Below are 15,694 nucleotides of genomic sequence, written 5' to 3'. Positions count from 1 at the left end.
AGCCTTACAAAGGATTGGAAAAGCAAAGATAGCATAAAGGTCGGGCTACATTAGTGCTTTCCAACACGAATACGGTTTATCGCACGTTGAAGAGCAACAGCCGCCCGCATCTCCAAATCAATATCACGGGCATTTTGTGCTTCTTCCAATTCACGCTCTGCTCGCAATTTGGCACGTTCCGCACGGCTAATATCAATATCTCGTGCCCGCTCTGCTGAATCGGAAACAACCGTAATCACATCTTTGTTAACTTCAATAATTCCACCATTGACCGCAATCCAGTCCACATGGTTTTCGTCATCAACGCGACGTACTTTCATTTCACCGATTTCCAAAACAGCAATCAACTCTTCATGCCCTGAATAAATCCCCATCTCGCCATCTACTGTTTTAACTAAGACAAAGGTCGCACGGTGATCGTATTTTAACCCATCAGGAGTCACGATTTGAACAGTCATTTGTGCCATAGACCACCTCTAGAATTTCATTTTAGCAGCTTTAGCGACTACATCCTCAATGGAACCGACATTTCGGAAAGCATCCTCTGGTAAATGATCATGCTTTCCATCCAAGATTTCCTTGAAGCCCTTAACAGTCTCAGCTACTGGAACATAGGAACCAGGCATGCCAGTAAATTGCTCAGCAACGTTAAAGTTTTGCGACAAGAAGAACTGAATACGACGCGCACGATTAACCAGGGTCTTTTCTTCATCTGATAGTTCGTCCATACCAAGGATGGCGATGATATCCTGTAATTCCTGATAACGCTGAAGGACACGCTTGACTTCCATCGCTACTGCATAGTGCTCTTCACCAACAATTTGCGGAGCAAGGGCACGAGAAGAGGAAGCCAAAGGATCCACTGCGGGATAGATACCCAACTGGGTCAATTTACGCTCCAAGTTTGTTGTCGAATCCAAGTGGGCAAAAGCTGTCGCTGGCGCTGGATCTGTATAGTCATCTGCTGGGACATAAATAGCCTGAATAGATGTAACAGAGCCTTTCTTCGTAGATGTAATCCGCTCCTGTAATTGCCCCATTTCAGTCGCAAGAGTTGGCTGGTAACCAACGGCTGATGGCATACGTCCCAAAAGAGCTGAAACTTCCGAACCTGCCTGAGTGAAGCGGAAGATGTTATCAATGAAGAGCAAGACATCCTGCCCCTCAACATCACGAAAATATTCCGCGATTGTCAGACCAGTAAGAGCCACCCGCATACGGGCACCTGGTGGTTCATTCATCTGACCAAAGACCATAGCGGTTTTTTCGATAACACCTGATTCCTTCATTTCCCAGTAAAGGTCATTCCCCTCACGAGTCCGCTCGCCAACTCCGGTAAACACTGAGATACCACCGTGTTCTTGAGCAATGTTATGAATCAATTCTTGGATAAGAACCGTTTTACCAACTCCGGCACCACCGAATAGACCAACCTTACCACCTTTTAGATAAGGTGCCAAAAGGTCAATAACCTTGATTCCTGTTTCTAAAATCTCGCTCGAAGTAGATAACTCATCAAAGGCCGGGGCTTTCTTGTGAATCGGATCACGTTTGAAGTCTTCCGGAAAAGACTCCTCAAGATCAATCGTATCCCCTAAAACGTTAAAGACACGACCGAGCGTTTCCTTACCGACTGGAACCGAAATAGGACGACCCGTATCAAGAACTTCCATTCCACGAGTCAATCCATCCGTTGATTCCATGGCAATGGTTCGTACAACGCCATCTCCAAGCTCCAGAGCAACTTCAAGCACGACTTTTTGTTTGGAATCATCATTTTTATATACAACGAGTGCGTTGTTAATCTCAGGAAGCTTATCCTCTGCTGCAAACGCCACGTCTACAACTGGTCCGACAACCTGAGTAATTTTGCCTGAACTCATTCTATTTCCTCTATTTCTATTGCTCAATGAATACCAAATTCAGCCTCGAAAACGAAGACAAAGATAGATTCTACTACTTTTTAGGTCGAAAACTGAGTATTTTCATCAGTAGAGCCTTTCACCCATCAAGTCTCTTAACAGAGTATGGATTTGATATTCAAAGACTTAAAATTACTCAAGGGCTGAGGCACCTGCCACAATCTCAGTAATTTCCTGAGTGATAGCTGCCTGACGAGCCCTATTGTATTGAATCGTCAAATCTGTAATGACATTCTTAGCATTATCCGTTGCTGTCTGCATGGCTGTCATTCCAGCCGCATTTTCAGCCGTCTTAGCATCCAAAATAGCTCCATAAATGGTAGACTCGGCATACTGTGTCAGCAGTTGTTCCAAAATCACTTCGCGGCTTGGCTCCAACTCAAACGTTGCTGTATAGCCGTCTGCTTCATTATGGTCCAAATCCTCTACTGGAAGCATCTGTTGTACACGTACCTGACTAGTCAAACTATTGACATGATGGTTGTAGCAGACATAGAGTTCATCAAAAAGTTCATTTTTATACATTTCAACAGATTTAGATATAATCTTCTGAACTTCTTCAAAACTTGGATTGTCTGCCAAACCTCGCAATTCAAAGACAGGATTGATACCACGAGCACGGAAAAAATCTGCCCCCATACTACCAATGGCAATAATCTCATACTCATCCTTTGAACTATGATCTTGTTCAATCATGCCCATGACTGCCTTTAAAATACTTGAGTTATAAGAACCCTTTAGACCACTATCAGATGTAATCACAATATAGCCAGACTTTTGGACAGGACGACGAATCAGCATTGGATTGCTAGTATCTGAAGCCATCAATTCTCCACGCAAGAGATCTGTCGTGATTTGACGTACCTTGCTGGCATATATCTGAAAAGACTTCGCTAGTTGCTCCGATTTGGCCAACTTAGATGCCGAAACCATCTGCATGGCACCGGTGATTTGACTGGTTTTCTTAGTTGATGCAATTTTTGATTTAATTTCATTGAGAGAACCTGCCATAACTCACTCCTTTACTTAAAGACAGACTGGTCTTTGAAAGCCTGAATAGCAGCATTCAACTCATCTGTATCTGGAAGATCCTTAGTTGTACGAATGATGTCCAAAAGATTATCGTAGTGCAAATCAAAATAAGCATACAACTCTTCTTCAAAAGCTAGAATATCATCAATCGGTACTGAGTCCAGATAGCCGTTTGTCAAAGCATACAAAATCAAAACTTGTTTTTCAACTGGAAGCGGCTTATGCAAGGGCTGTTTGAGCACTTCTACCGTTCGACGACCACGATTTAGCTTGGCTTGCGTAGCCGCATCCAAGTCAGATCCAAATTGGGTAAATGCTTCCAACTCACGATAAGACGCCAAGTCAATACGCAAGGTTCCTGCAACCTTCTTCATAGCCTTAATCTGAGCCGAACCACCTACACGCGATACAGAAGAACCAGCATCAATAGCCGGACGGATACCCGAGTTAAACAAATCATCCTTCAAGAAAATTTGCCCATCAGTAATCGAGATAACGTTTGTTGCGATATAAGCTGAAATATCACCGGCTTGTGTTTCGATAAAGGGCAGAGCTGTGATGGAGCCACCACCCAATTCATCAGATACCTTAGCAGAACGTTCAAGCAAACGACTATGCAGATAGAAAACATCCCCTGGATAGGCTTCGCGACCCGGAGGACGACGAAGCAAGAGAGATAACTCACGGTAGGCTACCGCCTGTTTTGACAGGTCATCATAAACAATCAAAACATGTTTGCCTTCATACATGAACTCTTCTGCCATAGCAACCCCAGCGTACGGTGCTAAGAAAAGTAGGGGCGAAGGTTGAGAGGCTGATGCTGTTACAACGATTGTGTAATCCAAGGCACCATATTGACGAAGAGTTTCTACCTGTGTACGAACTGTGGACTCCTTCTGACCAATAGCCACGTAGATACAAATCATATCTTGGCCTTTTTGGTTGAGAATCGCATCAATAGCCACAGAAGTTTTACCAGTCTGACGATCGCCGATAATCAATTCCCGTTGTCCACGACCAATCGGAACCAAGGCATCAATGGCTTTCAAGCCTGTTTGCAAAGGCTCATTCACTGATTTCCGCTGCATAACACCCGGAGCTGGGTATTCAATGGGACGCGTCTTAGTCGTGCGAATTTCCCCAAGTCCATCTACCGGTTGACCAAGTGGATTGATGACACGACCGATTAAGGCTGAACCAACAGGAACTTCCATAATCTTACCAGTACGACGGACAACTGACCCCTCACGAATATCTGTGAATTGACCAAGAATGATGATACCGACATCATTGGTCTCCAAGTTTTGAGCCATACCTATGGTGCCATTTTCAAATACCAAAAGCTCTCCACTCATAGCATTATCAAGACCTTGCGCACGGGCAATACCGTCACCAATGTAGGTTACAACACCAGTCTCTGTATAGTCAAAGTCAGGCTGAAAGTCCTCAATTTGTTGTTTTAGTAAAGCGCTAATTTCTTGTGCATTAATCAAAAGAACACCACTTTCTATTTTCTAAAGTTTTTTCCTAACGTCCTTCAACTGTGTCCGAACGCTTGCATCAATTACCTTGTGATTGACTGTCACGATGAAGCCGCCAAGAAGACTCTGGTCTAGCTCCTCAATGATACTCCTTACACGCAAGGCAAATCGCTGTTCTACCAAGTGACGAAGGCGCTCTTTTTGTTCTTCCGTCAAAGGATAGACTGAAACCACTCGGGCTTCAAATTCGTTTTTAAATTTGCTAATTTGTAATTGGACACGTTCGAGCGTTTCAAGCAGCAAGTGTGCATGACCACCTTGAATAACATCTTCAAGCAGGTCATTGATTTGCCAGAACCTAGATTGACGCACCGTTCTTACAAACTTAGCCTTTTCCTCCCTAGATACTGTCCCAGACAGTAAGAGACGATTTAGCTTGCTATCATGGATAATCGAAATCAGGTCAGAAATCTGGTCATACATCTCCCAAATCTCCTCATGATCACTGACTTTTTCAACAAATGATAGAGCATACTTTTGCACAATGGCATTTTCTCTAGCGTTCATCTACTTGTCTCCTAGTTTGTCCAAATACCGGTCAATCAAGTTGCTATGTGCTTGCTGGTCCAAATCTTCAAATATGATCTTTCCTGCCAAATCGACAGCCAACTCAGCTACTTGAACACGTAAGTTTTCTTGTGCTTCACGCTTCTCAGCCTCGATTTCTAATTCTGCCTTTTGTTTTAAACCTTGAATTTCGATGTCAGCCTGCTCAAGAATACGTTTTTTCTCTAGCTTAGCACGCTCAACTGCATCCTGAATAATCTTTTGACCCTCAATACGACCTTGTATCAATTCATCCTCACGCTGTTGAACAAGGTTGGCTGCTACTGCCAACTTTTCTTCTGCAGCGTCTATATCGTTTGCAACCTTGTTTGCGCGTTCTTCAAAAATCCCAGTGATCTTATTCCATGCAAATACACGAATAAGAACGATAAGTACCACAAATGAGGCGGTTACCAAGATAAAGTTTCCAAGAACGGTACTAGATTGCATTGTAATAAATGTTGCCATAATTGTCTTTCCCTTTCCTATTCACTCTCGCTACTGATTTTTTTATTTAAGTACATAGATACCAACATAATAAATACATACCCCTGTAAGCATGAAATGAATACAGAAAAACCTGTCCAAACAACGTTTAGAGCAAAGGCAATTGGATACGCAAGTGCACTTTGTTGTGATAATCGTAAAAGAAGAGAAACAAGTACTTCACCGGCATAGATATTACCGTACAAACGAAGTGCGAGTGAAACGAGATTAGTCACTTCTTCTAGGATGTTCATTGGTGCCATAGCCCACGGAGTCACAAAAGATTTTAGATAGCTCTTAAAGCCACGGCGGCGAATTCCCTCAATATGACAAAAAAGAATAGCGATTCCAGCAAGACCAAAGTCATAAGCCATATTCGCTGTCGGAGAAGTCCATAAATTGTGTCCCTCTGTTGTTTCCAACTTCGTTATCAACCCCAAATTATTGGCAACTAAAAGAAAAGTAAATACTGTAAAAAAGAACAAGGAATAACGCTTAGCTTCCTCATCTCCAAGATTGCCTTTGGTAAAATTGATGGTCAACTCGTAAACATACTCCAAAACATTCTGTTTTCCTTTCGGCTTGAGTTCCATCCGACGACTAGCCAAAAAAACAAGTAAGAAAATAATGGAAATGGTAATGACAGAAACCAATACCATGGTCAGGTCAAAGGTTACGGGACCAAGGGTAAGGGTTGGACTTAATTGTTCTTCCAATGGAGGTTCCCCCCTTTTCTATTTCTCTATTTTCTACTATCTCAAAACAAATGTCATCGCCAAAGTTACGAAGAAAGTTCCCTCAATAAAGGCAACACCCAAAAATACACCAGCCATCAACTTACTTTGCATTTCTGGTTGACGTGCAGTCGAACTGAGATATGAAGCCACCAACAGTCCTTCACCGATACTTACACCAAGACAGGCCAGACCAAGGGCCAATGCGCCTAAACTCATAACGAATTCTCCTTTTAAAATTTAATACCATGTAAGGATACTCCTAAAACATCTGTTTGTCAAGAAAATACCGATATTGAAAGCGTTTAATTCGTTTTTACAAAAGAAAAAGAAAAGATATTCCCATCTTTTCTTCCTATTTAATAGTCTATAGTTTCGTCCATACGGCTGGTCTCCTCAATGAAACGTTTTGCCATATCCTCGCGATTGAGTTGCTCCGTATCAAGAGTGATAGCATCATCTGAAACGAGATCTGTATCTGCAAAAAATTCTATATGATTAGAGAGATTATACAAACGAACAGGGGCCTCTCCGCCAAATTCGCCATCTAAGTTTAACAAGAGACGATTGTCTGGAGCAAGATTTTCAATTGATAAACTTCGTGTTTTGATATACTCCACCAAATCGCTGTCCGTATGCTTTCCGCCATCTAAGACCTGACCAATCAGGCGTAAAATCTCAAACAGATTTCCAGTTTTCACCATCAAAAGTGTAAAATTACCATCATCTAGTTTGGCATCTGGTACGATTTGTTCAAAGCCCCCAATCGAATTGGTTAGGGCAACAAAAATCATTGAGATGGAACCTTCAAATACTCCTCCATCATGTTCTACACGAACAGGTGTAAACTGGACTTGTGGCAATAGTTCGGCTCCTTTAACGACATAAGCTAGGTAGCCAAACATGGTTTTGAGCTGGCTTGGAACACTATAGGTTAATTCTGTCAGCGTTCCTGCAGCAGCAATATTGATAAAGTAATGTTCTTGATGAAAGCCATCTTTTTGATTTTTCGCCAGACCAATATCCATCAAAATAGTCTGTTTCTTGCCGATAACCTTCGCAGCTTCTACGGGATTTCCTCTAGGTATTTTTAAAGCACGCGCATAATCATTGGTCGTCCCCGCTGGAATGATAGCCATCTTAGGACGCTTGTCCAGAGGAGCAATACCGTTGACAACTTCATTGATGGTTCCATCTCCTCCAGCTGCGATAATTAGATCAAAACCCGCAAGGGCTGCACGCCTAGCTTCATTTTTGGCAGAGTCTTTCTCAACTGTGGTCTGGAAAGCTGATGTCTCATAGCCATATCCCTCTAGTACCTCCAGTACCCCTGCTATATTTTTCTTCATTATCTCCTGACCAGAGGTCGGATTATAGATCAATCTCGCACATTTTCTTCTTTTCATCGTCTCACCTTACAGACTTTCCAACCAGGCTTCATCCTTGATTTCAATCCCTAGCTCTTGAGCCTTAGCTAATTTACTCCCTGCATCTGCTCCTGCAACTACAAGGTTTGTCTTCTTAGAAACAGATCCTGCCACATTGGCACCTAGGGCTTCTAGTTTTTCCTTCGCTACACTGCGCTTCATCCGTTCTAATTTTCCAGTCAATACCACTGTCATACCTGACAGGACTGCATTTTCGGCTACCGACTGCCCCAAGTAGGATAAATTTACCTCTGCTTCTTTCAGTTCACTCAGTAGTTGTTGTGCTCCTTGACTAGTAAAGTAGGTTACGAGCGATTGAGCAATGACTTGTCCCAATCCTTCCAAGCTGGAAATAGATTCTAAATCAGCATTTGCTATTTTTTCTATACTGTTGAATGATGCTAGTAAAATCTTACTCGCCTTATTCCCAACATGGCGGATTCCCAAACCAAACAAGAGACGTTCAGCAGAATTATGTTTAGAAGCCTGAATGGATTGATAAAGTTTTTCGGCTGATTTTTCTTTAAAGCCATCCAAAGTCAACAAATCTTCCACCGTCAGCTTGTAAATATCTGCTACGTCATGAACCAAACCTGCTTGGAAAAGTTTCTCTACAATAGAAGTTCCCAAGCCAGAAATGTTCATCGCATCGCGGCTAGCAAAATGCTCCAACTTACTCATTAACTGACTTGGACAAAGTGGATTGATACAACGGAGCGCCACCTCATCCTCGTAGTGTTGCAGTCTACCTGAGCAGCTTGGACATTCACTTGGAATCGGCATTGGTTCTTGATTGGTACGCTCCCTATCCACTACCTTTAGGACCGCTGGAATAATATCTCCTGCCTTGTAGACTAAGACTGTATCGCCAATACGAATATCTTTTTCTGCAATATAATCCACATTGTGGAGAGTCGCCCGACTGACCGTTGTTCCTGCTAATTGGACTGGACTGAGATTGGCCGTTGGCGTAACGACTCCTGTCCGCCCCACTGTCCAATCAACAGATAGAAGCTCTGCTTCTTTTTCTTCAGCCGGAAACTTGTAAGCAATGGCCCAACGCGGTGCTTTGACTGTAAATCCTAATTCCTCTTGGATAGCTAGGTCATTGACCTTAATCACAACACCATCAATTTCATAAGGCAAATCATCTCGTTGCTCCGCCATTTTTTCGATAAAGTCCCACACTTCATCTATGGAATCTGCCAACTGATAAGCCTGATTGATTACAAAGCCTAAACGATCTAATTTATGAAGTACATCAGACTGACTAGGCGCATCAGAGGGACCAGCCTCTTGATAGAGAAAGGTAGCCAACCCACGTCTAGCCACCACTCCCGTATCTAGCTGACGGAGGGTTCCTGCAGCAGCATTGCGTGGATTGGCAAACTCAGCTTCCCCTGCTTCCTGACGCTGTTTGTTGACACGGGCAAATGAAGACTTGGGCATGTAGCATTCACCACGTACCGTTATATCCACCGCTTCTGTCAGAGTCAAGGGAATATCTGCCACTCTTTTGAGGTTTTCAGTAATGTTTTCTCCAATACTTCCATCACCTCGTGTTGCACCAACCACAAAATTTCCAGCTTCGTAGGTCAAAGAAATTGAAAGACCATCAATCTTAAGTTCACAGATATAGCTAGCCTGCGGGAATTCCTTACGAACCCGCTGATCAAAGGCATCCAATTCAGCACGTGAAAAAGCATCCTGCAAACTAAATAAGGGATAAACATGACTGTATTTCTCAAATCCATCCAGTATCTTCCCACCAACTCGGTGGGTAGGACTATCCGGCAAAATAAGTTCTGGATGGGCATTTTCTAACTCAACCAACTCACGATAGAGTCTATCGTATTCTGCATCCGATACACTAGGGTTGTCTAGTTGGTAGTATTCCTTAGCATACCGATTCAGCATGCTCACCAATTCTGATATTCTTGTTTCCATACAAATATTATACCATGATTTCAAACAGCTCAGCTAATTTTAATCTTCAATTTGAAGCAGGATTGCAATGGATTACTTTAGATAAATTTTCAAAAAAAAGGTATAATAATAATCATGAAAATCAAAATCGTTCTGAGTAAAAAGAGGAATCAACTTATTGCTCTTGAGCGACCGAGTGCCTTAGCAAAAACATTTGGAGGTATCCTATGGCTATAACATATAAAAAACAAAATGATTTAGAAAAGATGCTGGAAGAGTTTGCTTCTTTTGAGAAACTAGAAGAAGTCGAATTTCCAGATACTAAGCCCAAGGTAGCTGAACAGAAAGCTGATGGAAAATAAATATGTTTGGATTTGATCAACTCCCCACTTCCGTCTTACAGGCTGGAGCTATTTTTTTATCAATTATCATTGAGGCCCTTCCTTTTGTCCTGATTGGAGCTATTATTTCTGGCTTTATCGAAGTTTTTGTGACCCCTGATAAAATTCATAAATTCTTACCCCAAAATAAGGTATTAGCCATTCTTTTTGGGACCTTTATCGGCTTCATTTTTCCATCTTGTGAGTGTGGAATTGTTCCCATCGTCAATCGATTATTGGAAAAAAAGGTACCGAGCTATACCGCTGTACCTTTTTTGGTAACTGCTCCTGTCATCAACCCCATTGTCCTATTCGCCACCTTTACAGCTTTTGGTAATTCCATCACCTTTGCTTTCTATCGAGCGATTGGGTCGATTTTGGTGGCCTTGGTTTTAGGGATAAGCCTAGGATTTTTCATCAAAGAGCCAATCGTAAAGGGTAACCCCACTAGTTGTCACCAACATGATTTTTCAGACAAAACTGGTTGGCAAAAAATAGCTTATGCTTTGATTCACTCCATTGATGAATTTTTCGATACAGGCCGCTACCTAGTATTGGGGTGCCTTTTTGCTAGCCTAGTGCAAGTCTATGTTCCTACGGCAGTTTTAACTTCTATCGGTCATCATCCTGTAACGGCCATTTTACTGATGATGGTGCTAGCTTTTCTTCTTTCTCTTTGTTCTGAAGCAGATGCTTTTATCGGTTCTTCCTTACTCTCTAGCTTCGGCTTTGCCCCCGTCATGGCTTTTTTGGTTATCGGTCCGATGATAGATGTCAAAAATCTGATGATGATGAAACATTATTTTAAAGGGAAATTTATTCTGGGATTCATCGTTGTGATTGTTTTTGTCATCTTAGGATATAGCTTGCTAATTGGAGGTTTGGCATGATTCGTTTTTTAATTCTCGCAGGTTATTTTGAAATGACTATGTATCTCTATATATCAGGGAAACTAGATCAGTATATCAATCTGCACTATACTTACTTAGCTTACTTATCCATGGTCTTGTCCTTTATTCTTGCCATCGTCCAACTCATTGTCTGGATGAAAGAGATTGAAACGCACAGCCATTTAACAAAAAAATCCGCTCGACTTACCAGCATCGTACTGCTAATCATTCCTCTGGCAATCGCTTGGTTATTTCCAACGGTTAGCCTAGATGCAACCATCGTCGCTGCCAAAGGCTATCATTTTCCCTTAGCCGCTCAAAATGATACAGCCGTACAAAAACAAGAGGGAACAACGGTTCAATATCTCAAGCCAGACACCTCTATCTACTTCACCAAATCAGATTACCAAAACAAGATGCGGGACACAGCTAACCGCTACCTAGCAGAGGAGAAGATTACTGTTACGAGTCAAAACTATATGGAGGTCATGGAAGCTATTTATAACTATCCTAAGGAGTTTACTGGAAAAAGTATCGAACTTGTTGGCTTTGTCTACAATGATCCTAACAATGCCAACCAGCAATTTATTTTTCGCTTTGGCATCATCCATTGTATTGCCGATTCGGGAGTCTATGGATTGTTATCTACTGGATTGGATACTAATTTTCCCGACAACACTTGGGTCAAGGCCAGCGGTGTCATCAAAATAACTTACCACACCTCCCTGAAGCAGAGTCTACCAACTCTGAATCTGAACTCTATTGTACAAATTGAACGCCCCAAATCTCCTTATGTTTATCGAATTTTCTAATCCCCTATACCTAAAAAGCAAATTTTCTGACAATTTATGCTATAATGATGTTCATACTGAACAGATAGGAATGAAATTATGTCATCACATGTAGTATTTACAATTTTTGGTGCTAGTGGCGACCTTGCCAAACGCAAACTATACCCATCCCTATTCCGCCTCTATAAGGCTGGACATATCAAGGAACATTTTGCAGTTATCGGTACAGCACGTAGACCTTGGACGAAAGAATTTTTTGAACAAATCGTCATTGAATCCTTAGGTGATTTGCCGGATACACCACGTCAAGCCCATGAATTTGCTAGTCATTTTTACTATCAAAGTCACGATGTCAATGATACAGAGCATTATCTAGCTCTTCGCAAATTGCAGGATGATTTGTGTGAAAAATACGATACACGGCACAACAAGATTTTCTTCCTCTCCATGGCTCCTGAATTTTTCGGTACCATTGCCAAACATCTTCAATCCGAACAAATTGTTGATGGACAGGGGTTTGAGCGTCTGATTATCGAGAAACCTTTCGGAACTAGCTTGGCAACTGCCGAAAATTTGAATAAGGAATTGGCAACTACTTTTAAGGAAGATCAAATCTACCGTATTGACCATTATTTAGGGAAGGAAATGGTTCAAAATATCTTTGCAGTACGTTTTGCTAATATTATTTTCGAGCATATTTGGAACCGCAACTATATTGACAATATCCAGATCACCTTCGCAGAGGCAATCGGAGTGGAGGATCGAGGTGGTTACTACGACCATTCAGGTGCTCTAAAAGATATGGTTCAAAACCATGTTCTACAAGTTCTCTCCCTTCTTGCTATGGATAAACCAGCTAGTTTCAAAGAAGAGGATGTTCGCGCTGAAAAAATAAAGGTTTTCCAACACCTCCGTCACCAATCTGACGAGGAACTCAAGCGAAACTTTATCCGTGGTCAATATACAGCAGGCTCTATTGATGGCAAAGACTATATTGGCTATCTTGATGAGCCAAATATTGCTGAAGGTTCTCAGACCGAAACCTTTGCTAGCGGTGCCTTCTTTGTTGATACAGACCGCTTTCGTGATGTTCCATTCTTCTTCCGTACTGGAAAACGCTTGACAGAAAAAGGAACACGCATCACCATCACCTTTAAGCACGCAGAAGATATTTTCGGACAACCATCCGAGGCAAATATCTTAACAATCTATATCCAACCAACGGAGGGCTTCATGTTGTCCATCAATGGTAAAGAAGTCGGCTCCCATTTTGCCTTGACACCCGCCAAACTCAATTTTCGTCATAATGCAACAGCTCTAGGAAACTCGCCTGAGGCATACGAGAAACTCTTCTTTGATGTTCTCAATGGTGATTCAACGAACTTTAGCCATTGGGAGGAAGTAAAAGCTAGCTGGAGTTTGATTGATCGTATCGTTGAACTATGGACAAATCATCAAGTACAACTCCACACCTATCCAGCAGGAACTATGGGACCACAAGCTGCCTTTGATTTACTCAAAAGTTACGGTTGCGAATGGATCTGGACACCAGATGTCTGGTACCGTGAACGTGGCTTATTGAAATAGTCATTTAGTTTATCTTTGATTACTTCGTTAACTCGCTTTTCCGTACTCCACGAAAGTGACTTGCTTCGCATGTCTTATTTCCAACCTAGAACAGCCTCTAGGCTGTTCTAGCAACCTGCAGCTCGTTGCCTTGTACTAAAAGCAAACTAAACGACTACATATGAAAACTGGAGCAATCCAGTTTTTTTCGGAGATATTTATGACTGAAATAAACACCATTCTCACCCAACTTGAAGCAGCCAGCCATGCTGGCACCCTCAAGCGATATGAAAAAATTGGCGAAACCAAGCCCTACTACGGCGTTCCGATGGGAGCTATTTCTGGTATCGCCAAGGCCTATAAAAATCGACTGGACTTGTTTGCTCCACTCTGGCAAGCAGGTGTCCTTGAGGCACAATATTTAGCTATTCAAATTGCCAAAACAAAACCTGACCAGCTGACTTCTACTGCTTTAGAAACTTGCCTCAATGAAGAAGTTTCGGTCAATGTCCTCGATAAGCTGGCTTCCATCATTCTTAGCAAACGAAAAGACAGTAAGGATTGGGAAGCCTACTTGCTGGACAAAAATTCAGCCATTTTTCAACGCATTGGCTGGTTCCTCCGTGCTAAATATTTTGCTGGAAAAACTGCCTCAAATCAAGAAATCGAAGAATCTCTAGACCACATTCGCCAGCATTTACAAACCGCAGACCCGCTTATCCAATGGACCATGAACCAATGTTTGGTGGAGATTGCAGTTGCCTATCCTGACTACCTGGAACAAGGTATTGCAATCGGTCAGGAGCTCGCTGTCTATGTGGACATGAAAGTACCAAAAGGCTGTACTTCTGCCTATGCACCAGACTGGATAGAAGCATTGTTGAGGAGAAAATAAGATGCAACATATTGGAACACAAGTATTAGAAACAGAACGCCTGATTTTGCGCCCTTTTCAAGCAAAGGATGTTGAATCAGTTTTCCAAAACTGGACTTCAGATGAAAAGGTCACCACTTATCTGACCTGGTCAACTCATCAGACACTCCAAGAAACTGAAGACTATATCCAGTTCTGTCTCCAATCTTATTCACAAGAAAAATCGTACAGGTGGATTATTGAGCTCAAGGAAACACAACAAGTAATTGGAGATATTTCCGTCGTCAGTCTAGATGAACGAGTACAGGCCGCTGAATTAGGTTGGGTGTTGGGTAGTAAATGGTGGGGCCAAGGTTACATGCCTGAAGCTCTTGAAGCTGTCAATCGCTATTTACTGGAAGAAGTGGGCTGTTTACGGATTATGGCTGTTCATGATAGTGAAAACCGTCCTTCTGGTCGTGTCATGGAGAAAGTCGGCATGACCTACGAAGGCACCCTCCGACAAGCTGCTCGAAATAATCGTGGTATTGTTGACATTACTGTTTACTCACTGCTACATACAGATAGAAAAAGTCGCTAGTTCTTGTTGAACTAACGACTTTTTTTCTAACAACTTTCTTATAGGATACTCCGCATTACTCTTTTCTATCTATTTCCAACTCAATCAGTTGGTCAGTATAATACGGATTGGTTAAGATTTCAGGTTTATCACCTATAAATGCTTGGGCGGCTTCTGTATCACCTTGCAATTGCCACATAAACCATGCCATTGTATAGCCATCTGGTTTGTACAACACTTCACCATGTGGCGTATTTTTACGCCTCATAGCAAGTTTATTGCTTGGAATATCATTGGCGATGTCAACCAATTGGTCTCCTGTAACAACCCAATCATCTCCTCCACCCTGACCAGATATGAGCATTATCGGAATAGTAATCTTTGTCGCATCGTAATCCCAAAATAGATTATGAGCTAACTCTTTATTGGTAGGAGAAAGTGCCACCGCAGTCTTGTAAATATCTTTATGCTGTGTGTCGGTGATAGCATTGATAACCCCAACACCACCTTGCGAATGCCCTACGATGCCGACATTTTCAAAATCAACTTTTTGATAAAACAGACTTTCCTTATCAGCAACTTCTTGATTGGCATTCATTCTCTCTAAATAACGAATACTCATTTCAGCCCCAAAGGCATTCCAGGAGTGAGGCTCTTCCGTTCCGATGACAATAAATCCCCAGGAAGCATAATGTTCAGCAATAGCTGGAAATTTAGAAAGTGGAACACCAGTTCCATTGGCAATCACAATAACAGGGTATTGCTTGTCACTTGTCTCCAATTCTTTTGGATAGAAAATCAGGAATTTTCCAAAATTTAAGAGCGTTCCTTCTTCTTTTTTGGCAACTTCATAGCTTCCATTTGCCATATACTTCTGTTCAATCTCTCCACCCATTTCCGTTTTTTCTTGGAAATTTCTTGGATTTACTGATTGGTGCGAAAGAAAATTAAGGGTAATAATCATTAACGAAATGATACAAAAAATGATGATACCTAAAATTGTGAATCCTTTCTTCATTA

At 41.9% G+C, this 15,694-nt stretch carries 17 protein-coding genes; 6 read left to right on the top strand and 11 right to left on the bottom strand.

Features of this window, described 5'->3' with window-relative positions; all coding sequences use genetic code 11:
• Positions 1-50: 50 nt before the first annotated feature.
• The 10 genes from SR187_RS03475 to ligA all read right to left on the bottom strand — a co-directional run bounded on the left by SR187_RS03475 (position 51) and on the right by ligA (position 9,635).
• Positions 51-467 carry a F0F1 ATP synthase subunit epsilon gene (locus tag SR187_RS03475; RefSeq protein WP_120171525.1) on the bottom strand — a complete coding sequence of 139 codons (417 nt, stop codon included), beginning with the start codon at positions 465-467 and terminating at the stop codon, positions 51-53.
• A gap of 9 nt (positions 468-476) precedes the next feature.
• Positions 477-1,883, bottom strand: a complete 1,407-nt coding sequence (atpD, locus tag SR187_RS03470) for a F0F1 ATP synthase subunit beta (RefSeq protein WP_024532406.1) — start codon at positions 1,881-1,883, stop codon at positions 477-479.
• Between the two features lie 171 nt (positions 1,884-2,054).
• The gene (locus SR187_RS03465) at positions 2,055-2,933 is read right to left on the bottom strand and encodes a F0F1 ATP synthase subunit gamma (protein WP_024532405.1); all 879 of its coding nucleotides are present in this window, start codon (positions 2,931-2,933) and stop codon (positions 2,055-2,057) included.
• 11 nt (positions 2,934-2,944) lie between these two features.
• Entirely contained in the window at positions 2,945-4,465 is a 1,521-nt protein-coding gene (gene atpA / locus SR187_RS03460; protein WP_162497001.1) for a F0F1 ATP synthase subunit alpha, read from the bottom strand.
• 3 nt (positions 4,466-4,468) lie between these two features.
• Positions 4,469-5,002 (bottom strand): F0F1 ATP synthase subunit delta, encoded by a 534-nt coding sequence (locus SR187_RS03455; protein WP_024532403.1) that lies wholly within the window; start codon positions 5,000-5,002, stop codon positions 4,469-4,471.
• Positions 5,003-5,509, bottom strand: coding sequence for a F0F1 ATP synthase subunit B (gene atpF / locus SR187_RS03450; protein ID WP_029751382.1), 507 nt, complete (start codon positions 5,507-5,509; stop codon positions 5,003-5,005). It abuts the gene before it with no gap.
• 17 nt (positions 5,510-5,526) lie between these two features.
• The gene (gene atpB / locus SR187_RS03445) at positions 5,527-6,243 is read right to left on the bottom strand and encodes a F0F1 ATP synthase subunit A (protein WP_024532401.1); all 717 of its coding nucleotides are present in this window, start codon (positions 6,241-6,243) and stop codon (positions 5,527-5,529) included.
• A 36-nt stretch (positions 6,244-6,279) separates the two neighbouring features.
• Positions 6,280-6,480 carry a F0F1 ATP synthase subunit C gene (locus SR187_RS03440; RefSeq protein WP_024532400.1) on the bottom strand — a complete coding sequence of 67 codons (201 nt, stop codon included), beginning with the start codon at positions 6,478-6,480 and terminating at the stop codon, positions 6,280-6,282.
• Positions 6,481-6,620: 140 nt separating this feature from the next.
• On the bottom strand, positions 6,621-7,667 hold the full coding sequence (locus SR187_RS03435) for a diacylglycerol kinase family lipid kinase (RefSeq protein ID WP_120171523.1): 1,047 nt from the start codon (positions 7,665-7,667) through the stop codon (positions 6,621-6,623).
• Between the two features lie 9 nt (positions 7,668-7,676).
• Positions 7,677-9,635 carry an NAD-dependent DNA ligase LigA gene (gene ligA, locus SR187_RS03430; RefSeq protein ID WP_120171522.1) on the bottom strand — a complete coding sequence of 653 codons (1,959 nt, stop codon included), beginning with the start codon at positions 9,633-9,635 and terminating at the stop codon, positions 7,677-7,679.
• 206 nt (positions 9,636-9,841) lie between these two features.
• Between ligA and SR187_RS10175 the strand changes: the two genes are divergently transcribed.
• The 6 genes from SR187_RS10175 (at position 9,842) to SR187_RS03405 (ending at position 14,695) form a co-directional block, all read left to right on the top strand.
• Positions 9,842-9,976, top strand: a complete 135-nt coding sequence (locus tag SR187_RS10175) for an SPJ_0845 family protein (protein ID WP_257875377.1) — start codon at positions 9,842-9,844, stop codon at positions 9,974-9,976.
• A 2-nt stretch (positions 9,977-9,978) separates the two neighbouring features.
• The gene (locus tag SR187_RS03425) at positions 9,979-10,884 is read left to right on the top strand and encodes a permease (RefSeq protein ID WP_120171521.1); all 906 of its coding nucleotides are present in this window, start codon (positions 9,979-9,981) and stop codon (positions 10,882-10,884) included.
• Positions 10,881-11,696 carry a TIGR03943 family putative permease subunit gene (locus SR187_RS03420; protein WP_024532396.1) on the top strand — a complete coding sequence of 272 codons (816 nt, stop codon included), beginning with the start codon at positions 10,881-10,883 and terminating at the stop codon, positions 11,694-11,696. The genes SR187_RS03425 and SR187_RS03420 overlap by 4 nt, the downstream gene beginning before the upstream one ends.
• 78 nt (positions 11,697-11,774) lie before the next feature.
• Complete coding sequence (gene zwf, locus SR187_RS03415; RefSeq protein WP_120171520.1) at positions 11,775-13,262, top strand: glucose-6-phosphate dehydrogenase; 1,488 nt, start codon at positions 11,775-11,777, stop codon at positions 13,260-13,262.
• 199 nt (positions 13,263-13,461) lie between these two features.
• Positions 13,462-14,136: a DNA alkylation repair protein gene (locus SR187_RS03410; RefSeq protein WP_120171519.1), complete on the top strand. Its 675-nt coding sequence runs from the start codon at positions 13,462-13,464 to the stop codon at positions 14,134-14,136.
• Position 14,137: 1 nt separating this feature from the next.
• Positions 14,138-14,695, top strand: a complete 558-nt coding sequence (locus SR187_RS03405) for a GNAT family N-acetyltransferase (protein WP_120171518.1) — start codon at positions 14,138-14,140, stop codon at positions 14,693-14,695.
• A gap of 55 nt (positions 14,696-14,750) precedes the next feature.
• Here SR187_RS03405 and SR187_RS03400 read toward each other — a convergent pair whose 3' ends face one another.
• Entirely contained in the window at positions 14,751-15,692 is a 942-nt protein-coding gene (locus SR187_RS03400; protein WP_120171517.1) for a poly(ethylene terephthalate) hydrolase family protein, read from the bottom strand.
• Positions 15,693-15,694 lie beyond the last annotated feature (2 nt).

The organism is Streptococcus ruminantium (genome assembly GCF_003609975.1).
In the GTDB taxonomy this organism is placed as follows: Bacteria; Bacillota; Bacilli; order Lactobacillales; family Streptococcaceae; genus Streptococcus; species Streptococcus ruminantium.
The sequence above is the reverse complement of the archived record's forward strand: the minus strand, read 5'-3'. Positions and strand labels throughout refer to the sequence as shown.

Bases quoted from the DNA above. Each gene is read 5' to 3' on its own strand.
- SR187_RS03475 (WP_120171525.1), bottom strand. From the start codon at position 467: ATGGCACAAATGACTGTTCAAATCGTGACTCCTGATGGGTTAAAATAC.
- atpD (WP_024532406.1), bottom strand. From the start codon at position 1,883: ATGAGTTCAGGCAAAATTACTCAGGTTGTCGGACCAGTTGTAGACGTG.
- SR187_RS03465 (WP_024532405.1), bottom strand. From the start codon at position 2,933: ATGGCAGGTTCTCTCAATGAAATTAAATCAAAAATTGCATCAACTAAG.
- SR187_RS03455 (WP_024532403.1), bottom strand. From the start codon at position 5,002: ATGAACGCTAGAGAAAATGCCATTGTGCAAAAGTATGCTCTATCATTT.
- atpF (WP_029751382.1), bottom strand. From the start codon at position 5,509: ATGGCAACATTTATTACAATGCAATCTAGTACCGTTCTTGGAAACTTT.
- SR187_RS03440 (WP_024532400.1), bottom strand. From the start codon at position 6,480: ATGAGTTTAGGCGCATTGGCCCTTGGTCTGGCCTGTCTTGGTGTAAGT.
- SR187_RS03435 (WP_120171523.1), bottom strand. From the start codon at position 7,667: ATGAAAAGAAGAAAATGTGCGAGATTGATCTATAATCCGACCTCTGGT.
- ligA (WP_120171522.1), bottom strand. From the start codon at position 9,635: ATGGAAACAAGAATATCAGAATTGGTGAGCATGCTGAATCGGTATGCT.
- SR187_RS10175 (WP_257875377.1), top strand. From the start codon at position 9,842: ATGGCTATAACATATAAAAAACAAAATGATTTAGAAAAGATGCTGGAA.
- SR187_RS03425 (WP_120171521.1), top strand. From the start codon at position 9,979: ATGTTTGGATTTGATCAACTCCCCACTTCCGTCTTACAGGCTGGAGCT.
- SR187_RS03420 (WP_024532396.1), top strand. From the start codon at position 10,881: ATGATTCGTTTTTTAATTCTCGCAGGTTATTTTGAAATGACTATGTAT.
- zwf (WP_120171520.1), top strand. From the start codon at position 11,775: ATGTCATCACATGTAGTATTTACAATTTTTGGTGCTAGTGGCGACCTT.
- SR187_RS03410 (WP_120171519.1), top strand. From the start codon at position 13,462: ATGACTGAAATAAACACCATTCTCACCCAACTTGAAGCAGCCAGCCAT.
- SR187_RS03405 (WP_120171518.1), top strand. From the start codon at position 14,138: ATGCAACATATTGGAACACAAGTATTAGAAACAGAACGCCTGATTTTG.
- SR187_RS03400 (WP_120171517.1), bottom strand. From the start codon at position 15,692: ATGAAGAAAGGATTCACAATTTTAGGTATCATCATTTTTTGTATCATT.